Annotated in this window: 13 protein-coding genes; 2 read left to right on the forward strand and 11 right to left on the reverse strand. The window is 66.7% G+C overall.

All coding sequences use genetic code 11. From position 1 onward, the window contains the following. Window positions 1-306: 306 nt before the first annotated feature. Complete coding sequence (locus CF68_RS27450; protein WP_035825113.1) at window positions 307-546, forward strand: DUF2789 domain-containing protein; 240 nt, start codon at window positions 307-309, stop codon at window positions 544-546. Between the two features lie 129 nt (window positions 547-675). Here CF68_RS27450 and flgL read toward each other — a convergent pair whose 3' ends face one another. The 11 genes from flgL to flgB form a co-directional block, all read right to left on the reverse strand. Next, complete coding sequence (gene flgL / locus CF68_RS27455) at window positions 676-1,905, reverse strand: flagellar hook-associated protein FlgL (protein WP_035825116.1); 1,230 nt, start codon at window positions 1,903-1,905, stop codon at window positions 676-678. Between the two features lie 46 nt (window positions 1,906-1,951). After that, window positions 1,952-3,874: a flagellar hook-associated protein FlgK gene (gene flgK / locus CF68_RS27460; RefSeq protein WP_035825118.1), complete on the reverse strand. Its 1,923-nt coding sequence runs from the start codon at window positions 3,872-3,874 to the stop codon at window positions 1,952-1,954. A gap of 310 nt (window positions 3,875-4,184) precedes the next feature. Next, complete coding sequence (flgJ, locus tag CF68_RS27465; RefSeq protein ID WP_035825120.1) at window positions 4,185-5,228, reverse strand: flagellar assembly peptidoglycan hydrolase FlgJ; 1,044 nt, start codon at window positions 5,226-5,228, stop codon at window positions 4,185-4,187. Between the two features lie 2 nt (window positions 5,229-5,230). After that, on the reverse strand, window positions 5,231-6,400 hold the full coding sequence (locus CF68_RS27470; RefSeq protein ID WP_035825123.1) for a flagellar basal body P-ring protein FlgI: 1,170 nt from the start codon (window positions 6,398-6,400) through the stop codon (window positions 5,231-5,233). Further along, window positions 6,384-7,082, reverse strand: a complete 699-nt coding sequence (gene flgH, locus CF68_RS27475; RefSeq protein WP_035825125.1) for a flagellar basal body L-ring protein FlgH — start codon at window positions 7,080-7,082, stop codon at window positions 6,384-6,386. Before flgH ends, CF68_RS27470 begins: the two co-directional genes overlap by 17 nt. An 11-nt stretch (window positions 7,083-7,093) precedes the next feature. After that, window positions 7,094-7,879, reverse strand: a complete 786-nt coding sequence (flgG, locus tag CF68_RS27480) for a flagellar basal-body rod protein FlgG (protein WP_010812663.1) — start codon at window positions 7,877-7,879, stop codon at window positions 7,094-7,096. 54 nt (window positions 7,880-7,933) lie between these two features. After that, window positions 7,934-8,677, reverse strand: coding sequence for a flagellar basal body rod protein FlgF (locus CF68_RS27485; protein ID WP_035825127.1), 744 nt, complete (start codon window positions 8,675-8,677; stop codon window positions 7,934-7,936). A gap of 26 nt (window positions 8,678-8,703) precedes the next feature. Further along, entirely contained in the window at window positions 8,704-9,948 is a 1,245-nt protein-coding gene (gene flgE / locus CF68_RS27490) for a flagellar hook protein FlgE (RefSeq protein WP_035825130.1), read from the reverse strand. Between the two features lie 66 nt (window positions 9,949-10,014). Next, window positions 10,015-10,680, reverse strand: coding sequence for a flagellar hook assembly protein FlgD (gene flgD / locus CF68_RS27495; protein ID WP_035825132.1), 666 nt, complete (start codon window positions 10,678-10,680; stop codon window positions 10,015-10,017). Window positions 10,681-10,735: 55 nt separating this feature from the next. After that, entirely contained in the window at window positions 10,736-11,143 is a 408-nt protein-coding gene (gene flgC / locus CF68_RS27500; protein WP_010812667.1) for a flagellar basal body rod protein FlgC, read from the reverse strand. Window positions 11,144-11,167: 24 nt separating this feature from the next. Continuing rightward, a complete protein-coding gene (flgB, locus tag CF68_RS27505) occupies window positions 11,168-11,575 on the reverse strand; it encodes a flagellar basal body rod protein FlgB (protein WP_010812668.1) in 408 nt (135 codons plus the stop codon). A 246-nt stretch (window positions 11,576-11,821) separates the two neighbouring features. On the opposite strand from flgB, the gene flgA reads away from it, so the two are divergent. Beyond that, on the forward strand, window positions 11,822-12,625 hold the full coding sequence (gene flgA / locus CF68_RS27510; protein ID WP_035825133.1) for a flagellar basal body P-ring formation chaperone FlgA: 804 nt from the start codon (window positions 11,822-11,824) through the stop codon (window positions 12,623-12,625). The last annotated feature ends 209 nt before the right edge of the window (window positions 12,626-12,834 follow it).

Raw genomic sequence — 12,834 nt, forward strand, 5'->3', positions numbered from 1 at the left:
GCCATACAACCTTCGGCTGCAACGCCACCACGGCTCACTGAAAAATGACACACGACAAGAAGATCGCCACAAAGTGGGAAATGGCGGCGTTTGCATTCCTTACCGGCTTTAATGCACACGCCCACACGTCTTCGTCACTGGGCGTTGTCTCAGGCACGCTCGCCGTTTGCGCGCTGATTGCGCGGGCCATGCATAGCTGGGGAGTACAGCCCTTTAACGCGAGCGCCGCTCCCTTGTAAGAAAAGCGCAGTCCTACGGCCACACTTTCATTTCATCCGACAAAACCCTGCTTCCCGGAAGTTTCCCATGGACACCCCATTTCACCAGTTTTCTGACCTGTTCGCCCAGCTCGGCTTGCCATCCAGCAAAGCGGACATCCTTGAGTTCATTGCGAAGCATTCGCCGCTGCCGCAAGACATCAATCTTTGGGAAGCACCATTCTGGACGCCGGCCCAGGCAGCCTTTTTGCGCGACGAATTTGACGAGGATGCAGACTGGGCACAGGCCGTGGACCAATTGAATCTTGCGTTGCGGACACCTGCTTGACGGAACGCTGCCGGAGAGCCGCTTCAATTCCTGACCGAGGCCAATCCTGTGGCTGCACGGAACCGGTGTACTGACATCGAATGCTGCTCCGGTCGCCGCAGGACGCTTCCTCAATAGCGGGCGCTCCCCTTACAAATACTTAAACAAATTCATCCCCTGAATCTGCATAAACGACTGCTGCGCCCCCTGCAGCGCCGTCTGCCGCTGGTAATACTCGGTGATCGCCTTCGCGTAATCCAGATCCTGCAGCCCCGACAGCGTCTGCGAGTACGTCAGGTCACGGTTGGACCCCACATCGTCCAGCGCATCCAGCTCGTTCATGCGCGAACCCACCGATGCCCGCACGGTCAGCACGTTGTCGAGCGAGTTGGAGAACTGGCGCGTGGCAGTGGAGATGACGTTGCCAAGATGGGCCCGGTCGCTGCTGTCGGGGGTGGGCTGGCGCAGCGTGTCGATCACGGTCTGCAGGTTGGCGAACATGTCGGTGCCGGCCTCGCTGGCGGGAGCCATGGTCATGGTGTCGCCGTCCTTGGGATCGCCGGTCACGTTGAAGCTGACGCCGGCGACGTCGATATGGGCTGGCGACGTGTAGGCAACGGGGCCCTTCACGACCGGTGCGGGGGTCGTGCCCGCCGACAGGTCGGTGATGGTGTATTCCATCTGGCCGCTGGCATTGGCCGCAAACGTGACCTGCATCGAGAGCCCATAGTCGGGATCGCTCGGGTTCGTGGTCGACACCGTGCCGAACGTGGCGCTGCCGGTGTTGTTGGCATTGCCCTTGACGACATAGCCTGCGCCGCCGGTCACGCTCATGAACACTTCGCGACCGGTGTTGCCGGCGGGCATCTGTCGCGCCACATCGACCTGCAGCAGTTGCTGGCCGTTGTCGCCGATGTAGGTGCCCGGACCTTTGCTCTGCGTGAACGGCGCGCTGCCGGAGCGGGTGCCGCCGAACAGGTACTGGCCGTTGCCGTCGTCGGAGTTGGCCAGGCCCGCCAGCTGGTTGTACAGGCCTTCCAGCGCCGTGGCCAGCGAGCCGCGGTCGGCATCGCTCATGGTGCCGTTGCCGGCCTGCACCAGCAGCGTCTGGATGTTCTGCGTGACGGTGGTGACGGACTGCAGCGCGTTTTCTTCCGCGGCCAGCGCGATATTGGCCTGCTTGCGCGAGGTTACGTACTGGCCGTTGACGGCCTGCGCCTGGCTTACGCCCAGCGCGCGGGTGGCGCCGACGGGATCGTCGGACGGCGTCAGGATGCTGCGGCCGGTGCCGAGCTGCTGCTGGATATGCAGCAGCGAGCCCTGCTGGTAGTTCATCGAAGCCAGGCCTTGCTGGTACAGGGTGGAGCTTGCAACGCGCATATTGGTTACCTCTTCTGACTCTGCTGACGCTTGTGGGTGCCGCCGCTTACCTGCCGATGCCGATGATGGTGTCGAACAGCGTGCCGGCCGTCTGGATCACCCGGGCATTGGCCTGGTACAGCTGCTGGAAGCGCAGCATCGACACGGTCTCCTCGTCCATGTTGACGCCGGACACCGATTGCTGCACGGCCTTGATCTGCGTGGTGATGCTGTCCTGCGAGGCCGAGGCGATCTTGACCGACTTGGCACGCGTGCCGACGTCGTTGACCAGCTGGGCGTAGGCCTCGCTGAAGCTGGACACGCCGCCGACGGTCTTGGCGTTCTGCAGCTTGGCCAGCGCCAGCATGTTGCCGTTGTCCTTGACCGCGCCGGCGTTGCTGCTCAGCGTGAACGTGTCGTCCGTCTTGGGCGTGCCGCCGAAGCTGAAGGTCAGGCCATTGAGGGAGTAGTCGGTATTGCTGCCGTTGGACACAGGCGTCGGCTGAGACGCGAGCGGGCCGTTGGCATCGCTGAAGACATACTTGGTTCCGTCAAACCTGGCGGTGATCGTGCCGGCCAGCAGCGAATAGCCGGGCGCGACATTGCCCAGGCTGACCGTGCCGTTGCCCTTGTTCGATGCCGCCGCATCGGCGCGAGCCGGCGATGCCGCGGCGATCCTGGCCGGGTCGCTGATCGCCATGTCGAAGCCGGTGGCGGCATTGCGCGTGGGCTGGATCGTGAACGAATCGTTGGTGCCCATCGCCGCATTGATCTCGACGGTGAAACCGTCGGCGCTGAACTGCAGCGGGTAGCTGGCGACGCCGCCGGCGGGCACCGGCGTGACCACTTGCTGGTTGTCGGAGAGACGCGTCAGCGTGTAGTTGGTGCCGTCGAACTGCAGCTTGTAGTCGCTGGTGGTCAGGGCCGAGGCATTGTCGATCCTGGCCGTTGCCACCGTGGTCTTCACGGTGTTGTTGGCGTTGGGGATCGAGGTGGCACTACCCAGTTCAAACATGTCGGTGCCAATGGCGCCGTTCAGGTCGATGCCCAGCTTGTGCTGCGCATTGAAACTCTGGCCGATCGCCAGCGACAGCCGGCCGATGGCGCTCTGCGCCGCGTCCAGGGATTCGGTGCGGAACTGCAGCAGGCCGCCCAGCGAACCGCCGGTGATCGCTCCCGGCTCGCTCTCGAACACGTTGCCGTTGGGCAGGGTGTAGGCCACCACGGTGCGGTTGGGATCGGCCGCCGAGGCAACCGCCTTCAGCTCGTACGCGTCATTGCCCATCACCAGCGGCTGGCCGTTGCCGACGAAGACGTTGTAGGTGCCGCTGTCCTGCACCACCACCTTGGCGCCGACCAGCTTGGTCAGCTCGGCCACGGCCTGGTCGCGCTGGTCGAGCAGGTCGTTGGGCGGCTGGCCGCCGGAGGCAGCCTTCAGGCGGGTGATTTCCTGGTTCAGGTTGGCAATCTGCTTGGTATATGCGTTGACCTGCGTGACGACGGTGCCGACCTGCTCGTTGACGCCCGATTGCAGCTGCTTGAAGTAGTTGCTGGCCGAGCGCACCTGCCCCACCAGCGCCTGCCCCGCCGACAGCATGCCCTGGCGCGCTGCCGGATCGGCCGGGGTGTCGGCCACGGCCTGCACCGCCGCGAAGAACTTCTGCATCAGCGGCGCCAGGCCGCCCTTCTGGTCGGCGAGCAGGTTGTCGATCTGGGCGATCTGGTCCGAGTACGCCGCCAGCGATGCGCTGGCCGAGGTGGCGCCGCGCAGCTGGCCGGTCAGGAACTCGTCATAGACGCGGATCACCGTGGTGGTGTTGGAGCCGAAGCCATAGAAACCCTGGCTGGTGTACTGGCCGCCGGCCGAGGCCACGACGGTGTTCTGGCGCGAATAGCCTTCGGTCGCCGAATTGGCAAAGTTGTGGCCGGTCGTCGTCAGCGCGTTCTGCGCGGTGTTCAGGCCGGAAAGACCAATACTGAAGAGAGACATTGTGCTCTGACCCCGGATGGATGGGACTGCCGCGGCGTGGGCCGGCGGTGGTGGATGTGGAAGTTATCGGCTGGTTGGGGGCGGGACTTTAGGCTGGGAAATGGATTCAAACGCACTGCCGCCCGCTGCGCGGCGGTTTGCTCCCCTCTCCCGCTGGCGGGAGAGGGGCAGGGGGTGAGGGTAGGCGCTCGCATACCGGCAGGCTTCACTTCGTTGAAGCTCCCGCCCTCACCCCCACCCCTCTCCCACTTCGCGGGAGAGGGGAGCCTTGTTCATACGGTGGAAGCTACGCTTGAACCACCTGCTACCTTCAGGCCGCCACCTTCTTCATGATCTTCACCAGCTTGTGCCCATACGCCGGATCGGTGGCATAGCCCGCGCGCTGCAGGCCATGCGCGGCCTCTTCAGCAGACGCCGCGCCGACCACGCCCGCGTAGCGCGGGTTGTTCGTCAGCAGGCGGGCATAGTCGGCACAGGCCTCGTCATACGAGCCATAGGCACGGAACTTCGCCCGCACCTTCTGCGGCTGCCCGTCGACATATTCCGTGGTGGTGATCTCTGCCACGCGCCCCTTCCAGCTGGCGCCGGCCTTGATGCCGAAGACGTTGAAGGTGGTGGAGCCGTCGGCGTGCGTAATCTCGCGCTGGCCCCAGCCGGATTCCAGCGCGCCCTGGCCTACGATCAGCCGCGCCGGCACGCCGCTGGCGCGCGCGGCGGCTTCCGCGGGTCCGGCCATGCGGGCGACAAAGGCGCTGACGTGGGCCGGCGCGTCGTCCGGCAGCCGTCCCAGCCTGTCCTCGCCCTGGCCACGGTCCGCGTACCACTGCGGCTGGTACTGGCGCAGGCCGGCCGTGGGATTCCAGTTCTGCCCCGGCACGATGGTGCCGATCGCCGGCAGGTCGGCCTGCTCGCCGGCGTCGGCCGGGACCGCCCCGGCGCCGCGGCTGTCGAGCAGCCTTGCCATCTCGGCATCGGCCGCCTTGCCTGACTCGGCCGGGCTCATGGCGCTCATGCCGGCCGGCATCGCCGTGCCCGTGGCACGCGCCAGCTGGCGCACCATCACATCGGCCAGACCGATCCCGCGCGACGACATCTGCTGCGCAAGCTGCTGGTCCATCATCGACATATAGAGCTTGCTCTGCTCGTTGTCGAAGAGGCCGTCCTGCGGGGTGGCATCGCGCATGCTCTTGAGCACCATCTGCGTGAACACCGCCTCGAACTGCTTGGCGACGGCTTGCAGCGTATTGGCGTCGGCGCCGCCGCGCGCGCTGTGCTTGAGCGCCTCGAAGCCCTGCGTGTCCAGCGCGAAGCGCTGCGTCAGCTCCGCCGCCTGCGGGGGTCGTGCCGTGTTCATGGTCAGATCACTTCCAGCTCGGCGCGCAGCGCCCCGGCCGCGCGCATGGCTTCCAGGATGGTCTGCAGGTCTGCCGGGGTCGCACCCAGCGCGTTCAGCCCCTTGACCACGGCGGCCAGCGAGGCGCCCGCCTTGACGATCTGCAGCGAGCCGCCCTGCTGTTTCATGTCGATCTGCGACACCGGCGCCACCACCGTCCGTCCTTCGCTAAATGGCGCGGGCTGGCTGATCACCGGTTGCGTGTTGATCACCACCGACAGGTTGCCGTGCGCGACCGCGCAGTCTTCCACCGTGACCGCCTGGTTCATCACGATGGAACCGGTGCGGGCGTTCAGGATCACCTTGGCCGCGGCCTTGGCCGGGGTCACGTCGATATTTTCGATGCGGGCCAGGAAGCCCACGCGCGCGGCCGCCGAGGCCGGCGCACGCACCTGCACCACGCGCCCGTCCAGCGCCGCGGCAACGCCGCCACCCATGGAGCGGTTGATGGCTTCCACCACGCGCTCGGCGGTGCCGAAATCGGTGTCCTTCAATTCCAGGTTGAGCACGCCGCCATCCGGCTGGAACGGCGCCACCGCGCGCTCAACGATCGCGCCGTTGGCGATGCGCCCCACCGCCAGCTGGTTGATCTGCACCTTGCTGCCGTTGGCCGATGCGCCCGCGCCGCCCACCAGCATATTGCCCTGGGCGATGGCATAGACCTGGCCGTCGGCGCCCTTGAGCGGGGTCATCAGCAGCGTGCCGCCGCGCAGGCTCTTGGCATTGCCCATCGACGACACCACGATGTCCAGCTGGCTGCCGGGCTGCGCGAACGCGGGCAGCGAGGCGGTCACCATCACCGCCGCCACGTTCTTGAGCTGCATGTTCTTGCCGGCCGGCAGCGTGATCCCCAGCTGCGAGAGCATATTGGTCAGGCTCTGCGTGGTGAACGGCGTCTGCATGGTCTGGTCGCCGGTGTTGTCCAGGCCGACCACCAGGCCGTAGCCCACCAGCGGGTTCTCGCGCACGCCCTGGAACGTGGCCAGGTTCTTCAGGCGCTCGGCCTTGGCGACGCTGGCAAAGGTGCCAAAGGCCACGCCCAGCGCCAGGCTGATCACGCTCAGGCGCAGCAGGCGGGACAGGAAACGGGCGAGCATCGGAGCAGACATGGCGCGGTCAGAACGGAGAAACATTGAGGAAGAAGCGCTGCAGCCAGCCCATGTTCTGCGCTTCGTCGATCACGCCCTTGGCGGTGTATTCGATGCGCGCATCGGCCACCTGCGTCGACAGCACGGCGTTGTCGCCGGTGATCGTGCGCGGATTGACCACGCCGGAGAAGCGGATGAACTCTGCGCCCTGGTTGATGGCCATCTGCTTTTCGCCGGAGACCACCAGGTTGCCGTTGGTCAGCACCTCAAGCACGGTCACGGTGATGGTGCCGTTGAAGGTATTGGCCGCGCTGGCGCCGCCGCTGGCCTTCATGCTGTTGGCGCCGTTGATGCTGGCGTTGCTGCTGCTGTTGAACAGGCCGCTGAGCGCGCGCGGCACGGCATCGAACGCCAGTGCGGTGTTGCCGGTGCGGCTGGTGTTGGTGCCGGAATTCTTGCTGGCGTTGACGTTCTCGGTGATCAGGATCGTCAGGATGTCGCCCACATTGCGCGGACGCCGGTCCTCGAACAGCGGATTGCCGGCGTAGGACGACTGGTAGATCGAGCCGGAAGCCGGCCCCATCGGCCGCGGCTCTGCGCGCGCGGTGGTGGGCAGTTGCACCAGCGGCTCGCGCGGCATCAGCGCGCAGCCGCCGCTGGCCAGCATTGCCACGCCGGCCAGGCAAACCAGCGCATGCGCGCCCAGGCGGGAAAGCAAGGTGGCCATGTTCACACCAGTCAACCCAGTTGCGACAGGCGCTGCAGCATCTGGTCGGATGCCTGCACGGCCTTGCTGTTGATCTCATACGCGCGCTGTGTCTGGATCATGCTGACCAGCTCTTCCACCACGTTCACGTTGGACGCTTCCACGTAGTTCTGCTGCACCACGCCGGCGCCGTTCAGGCCCGGCACGGTGGTGTTGGGCGCGCCCGAGGCATCGGTCTGCACGTACAGGTTCTCGCCCATGCTTTCCAGGCCGGCCGGGTTCATGAAGGTGGCCAGCTGCAGCTGCCCCACCTGCACGTTGGCGCTGGAGCCCGGCTGCGTCACCGACACGGTGCCGTCGCGCGCAATGGTCATCGACAGCGTATTGGCCGGGATGGTGATGGCGGGCTGGATCACGAAGCCGCTGGAGGTCACCAGCTGGCCGTTCTGGTCCACCTGGAACGAGCCGTCGCGCGTGTACGCGGTGGTGCCGTCGGGCAGCGCCACCTGGAAGAAGCCCTGGCCCAGGATGGCCACGTCCTTGGCATTGCCGGTCTGCTGCGGGTTGCCCTGGGTGTGGATGCGCTCGGTGGCCACGGGGCGCACGCCGGTGCCCAGCTGCATGCCGGAAGGCAGCGTGGTCTGGTCCGACGACAGCGCGCCGGGCTGGCGGATGGTCTGGTACATCAGTTCCTCGAACACCGCGCGGCCGCGCTTGAAGCCGTTGGTCGACACGTTGGCCAGGTTGTTCGAGATCACGTCCATCTGCGTCTGCTGCGCATCGAGGCCGGTCTTGGCAATCCAGAGAGAGCGGATCATGGTGGTCCTTGCGTTGGTGCTGGCACGGCGCGCCGTGCCGGTCATTCATTCAGGTCAGTTGGTCGAGAGCAGCTGGTTGGCGCGCTGCTCGTTGCCGTCGGCGCCCTGGATCATCTTCATCTGCATCTCGAAGCGGCGGGCATTGGCGATCATCTCGACCATGGCTTCGGTCGGGTTGACGTTGCTGCCTTCCAGCGCGCCCGAGATCACGCGCACGGTGGCATCGGCCTCCAGCGGCTGCGCGCCGGGGCGCAGACGGAACAGGCCGTCATCGCCGCGCGCGATGGCTTCGTTGGGCGGGTTGACCACGCGCAGCCGGCCCACCTGCGCCAGGCCGGCGGAGGCTTCGCCGGGGCCGCGCGCGGTGATGGTGCCGTCGGTGCCGATGGTTACCTGCGAGCCCGGCGGCACCGCCAGCGGACCGCCGTCGCCCATCACCGGCAGGCCGGAGATGGTCTGCACCTGGCCGTCCTGCGCCACCTGCAGCGCACCGGCGCGGGTGTAGGCCTCAGTGCCGTCCGGTGCCTGGACCACCAGCCAGCCATTGCCCTGCAGCGCCACATCCAGCGTGCGGCCGGTGTAGGTCAGCGGGCCGGCGCGCATGTCGGCGCCGGGGGTCGAGGCCAGCGCAAAGGCGCGCGTGCCCGCCTCCGGCCCCACCACCGGCACCGCGCGATACAGGTTGACCTGCGCGCGGAAGGCCGGCGTGGAGACGTTGGCCAGGTTGTTCGATACCGCCGCTTGCTGGTCGAGTATCTGCTTGGCGCCCGACAGGGCGGTGTAGATCATGCGGTCCATGGCGGCGGCTCAGCTCAGCGTGGCGGTCACAGGTTGACCAGGGTCTGCATGACCGTGTCCTGCGCCTTGATGGTCTGCGCATTGGCCTGGTAGTTGCGCTGCGCCACGATCAGGTTGACCAGCTGGCCGGACAGGTCCACGTTGGAAGCTTCCACCGCATTGGAGCGCAGCGTGCCCATGCTGCCGCCGGCCACGCCGACCAGCGCCTGGCCGGAGGCACCGGTGGCCGACCACACGTTGTCGCCTTCCGGCTTCAGGCCTTCGACGTTGCCGAATGCGGCCATCACGATCTGGCCGAGCGGCTTGGTCTGCTCGTTGGAATAGTTGCCGGTGATGGTGCCGTCGCCATTGACCGAGAAGCCCAGCAGGCTGCCCGAGGTGTAGCCGTTCTGGCTGAGCTGCTTGACGTCGTTGTCGGCGCCGAACTGGGTGGTGCCGGTCAGGTCCAGCGCCATCGACATGGCCTGCGCGCCGTTGACGGCCGGCTGGGTCAGGGTCACGGCATTGGCCGCGGGCGACTGGAGCGCGCCGGAGTTGTCGAACGCGAGCGTGAGCGGCGCGGCGCCGCCGACCGGGTTGCCATTGACGTCCGTGACATACATCTTCCAGTCGGTGCCGCCGCCAACTGTGGGCGCGCCGCCTGACTTGGCAAAGTACGCCATCAGCTGCTGCTTGTTGCCCAGCGAGTCATAGACGTTGATCGCCGTGCTGTAGTTGAACATGCTGCTGTCGGGAGCGGGCGTCGTCGCCGGCGGCACGGCCGCGGGCGGGAACGGATTGGCCGGCACGGTGCTGCGCGAATCCAGCTGGAACTTGGCCGTGATGTTGCTGGTGGCTTTGGGCTCCATCTGCGCGTTGCTGACCACCAGCGGCTGCGGCTGCACGCCGGCACCGCCGGCCACGCCGGCGGGATAGCCGGTCACCTGCAGGCCCTGCATATTGGTGATGCGGCCGTCTTCCTGGCGCTGGAACTGGCCGTTGCGCGAGTAGTAGACCGCGCCTTCCGGGCTGGTCAGGCGGAAGAAGCCATTGCCGTTGGTGATGGCCACGTCCAGTGCACGCCCGGAGGCTTCGATATTGCCCTGGTTGAAGGACTGCACCACCGAGTTCACGCGCACGCCCAGGCCGATCTTGGTGCCCGCGTAGATGTCGGCAAACTGCGCCGCCGATTGCTTGTAGCCAACCGTGTTGGCGTTGGCGATGTTGTTGCCAATCACGTCCAGATTGGACGCGGCGGCGTTCAGGCCGCTTACCCCTTGACCGAAACCCATGATTGCTTCCTTTTGACTAGGCTGTCATTGAACGGCCGGCGCCTGTGCGCTGCCGGCACCTGCGTTTTAGAGAATGCGCCGTACGTCGTCGACGTTCGCGGTCTGTCCGTCGCCCAGGTCCACCAGCACGCCGCTGGCGTCGCCGCTGATGCTCTGGACCTTGCCGTAGACCAGCGCCACCGGCTGCACCGAGGTGCCGTTGGCGGTGGCGGTCACCTTGAAGGTGTAGTCGCCGTCGGCCACGGCCGCGCCGGCGTTGTTCTTGCCGTCCCATGCGACGTTGTGCACGCCCGCGGTCTGCCCCTTCATGTCGATGGTGCGCACCACGTTGCCGTCCTTGTCGAGCACGTCGACGGTGACCGCATCCGCGGTCGACGGCAGGTCCAGGCCGAACTTGCCCGGCACGCCGCCTTCCACCGACACCTGCTTGCCCGGCACCATCACGGTATGGCCGATCAGCGCCGCGGAGTCCATGGCGCGGCTGGCGCTGACCTGTGACAGCAACTGCGACAGCGTGGCGTTCATGGTCTGCATGCCGCTGACCGTGCTGATCTGCGCCAGCTGCGAGGTCAGCTGCGCGTTGTCCATCGGGTTGAGCGGGTCCTGGTTGTTCATCTGCGTGACGAGCATGGTCAGGAAGTTGTTCTGCAGTTCGGACGCGCTGGCGCTGCCGCTCTTGAGGGCGTCGTTGATGCCCTGGGTGTTGCTGCCTACCGCGGAGGTGGTTGTCATGTCGGTTCGTTGTGTGCGTGCTGGTGGAGGCGTTGCCGATACAGGCCGGGGCTTGTCACTGGCCGATCGTCAGCGTCTTGAGCATCATGTTCTTGGCGGTGTTGAGCACTTCCACGTTGGCCTGGTAGGAGCGCGAGGCCGAGATCATGTTGACCATCTCTTCCACCGGGTTGACGTTGGGCATCACCACGTAGCCCTGGGCATTGGCCATCGGGTGCGTGGGGTTGTGCACCATGCGCGGCGGCGACGGGTCTTCCGACACGCCTCGCACCTGCACGCCGCCGATGTCCGTCTGCCCCGGCGTGGGCGCCATGCCGAACACGACCTGCTTGGCGCGATAGGCCTGGCCGTCGGGGCTGACCACGCTGTCGGCGTTGGCCAGGTTGGAAGCGGTCACGTTCATGCGCTGCGACTGCGCGGCCATGGCCGAGCCCGCGACGTCGAAGATGTTCATTGCCGGCATGCGCTCTCTCCCTTACTGCTCGATTTATTGCTGGATCGCGGCCAGCATGGTCTTGATCTTGGAATTCATCACCGTCAGGCCGGACTCGAAGTGCACGGCGTTGTCGGCGAAGGCCACGCGCTCGGCATCCATTTCCACGGTGTTGCCGTCGACGCTGGACTGCAGCGGGATGCGGTAGGCCAGGTCGAATTCCTCGCGCCCCGGGGCCTGCGCGGGCAGATGGCGCACCGAGGTGGTGGACAGCGACATGCCCTCATTGCGATGGCCGCGCTCGACGCTCTGCGCCAGCGTGCTGGAGAAATCAAAATCGCGCGCCTTGTAGCCGGGCGTGTCCGCGTGCGCGATGTTGGAGGCAATCACCGACTGCCGCTGGTTGCGCAGGCTCAGCGCTTCCTGCTGGAAACGTAGTGCCGCGTCGAGTCTGTCAATCATCCTGGCATCTCCCTGCTCACAAGAACGGAGCGAACGACCTTCTTCAGGGTTGCCATCTTAGGCGGCGACCTGTCACGCCAATCGGATGAATAAGGACGGGAAATCCATGCATTTCGGCCCGCCCTCGCGCGAGGGCCTGCCTACAATGGGACCCCGATGACAGATGTAAACGGGACGCGCAGCCAGTCACGGGGCGGTGCGCCAGGCATGCCATGCATGCCGTGCCGTCCTTGCCGGGAAGTCCAGATGAAACAGAATTGCCGCAACGCCCGCAGCCTGGCGCAAGCCCTGCTGGCGGCCTGCCTGCTTGGCCCGGCCGCCGCCGGTGCCGCGCCGGCGCAGGTCATGCCCGTCGCCATGCAGGCGCCGGCCGCGCACGGCCAGCAGCAGGCTGCTTATGCAGGCAACCTCGCCGCCAACCCCGCTGCCAGCCCCTTTGCCGAAGACCCCGCGCGCGTTGCCGTCGAACGCTTCCTGCTGCAGCAGACCGCCGGCCTGCCGGGCAAGGTCAGCGTGCAGGTGGCACCGCCTTCGGGTGGCCGCGCGCCGGATTGCCTTGCGCCCGACCCGTTCCTGCCCGCCGGCACCTCGCCGTGGGGCCGCGTCTCTGTCGGCGTGCGCTGCGGCGGCGAGCGGCCGTGGGTGCGCTACATGCAGGCGCGCGTGTCGGTGCTGACCGATTACTACGTCGCCGCGCGCGCGCTGGGCCCGGGCGAGCCGGTCGGCCAGGCCGATATCGAAGTCCGCCAGGGCGACCTGGGCACGCTGCCGCGCGCGGTGATCACCGACCCGGCGCAGCTTGCCGGCGCGGTCACCGCCAACCGCATTGCCGCCGGCTCGCCGATACGCGCCGACCTGCTGCGCAAGGCCATCGCCGTGCGCCAGGGCCAGACCGTCACCGTGGCCGTGGAAGGCGATGCCTTCCAGATCACCAGCGAAGGCAAGGTGCTGGCCGATGCCGCCACCGGCAACACCGTGCAGGTGCGCCTGCGCAGCGGCCAGGTGGTCAACGGGCTGGTGCGCAGCGGTGACACCGTGGTGCTGCAGTAGCCCGCCGAAAGTGCCTTGATCGTGGCCCAAAGACTGGAAACCCGTGGCGGGCGGCATGCGAAAATGCCGCCGAAACCGCTGCGCGGCGAAATCGGGGCGAGCGCCCTAAAGAATTCGCCGGCGCGACCGTAATGCCATAGGAAACCAGCAAGGAACGCCCCGTGAAGATCAACCACACCGCCTCGTCCCGGCCCGCCGACGCCCCCGCG

Source organism: Cupriavidus sp. SK-4, from assembly GCF_000611125.1.
GTDB lineage: Bacteria > Pseudomonadota > Gammaproteobacteria > Burkholderiales > Burkholderiaceae > Cupriavidus > Cupriavidus necator.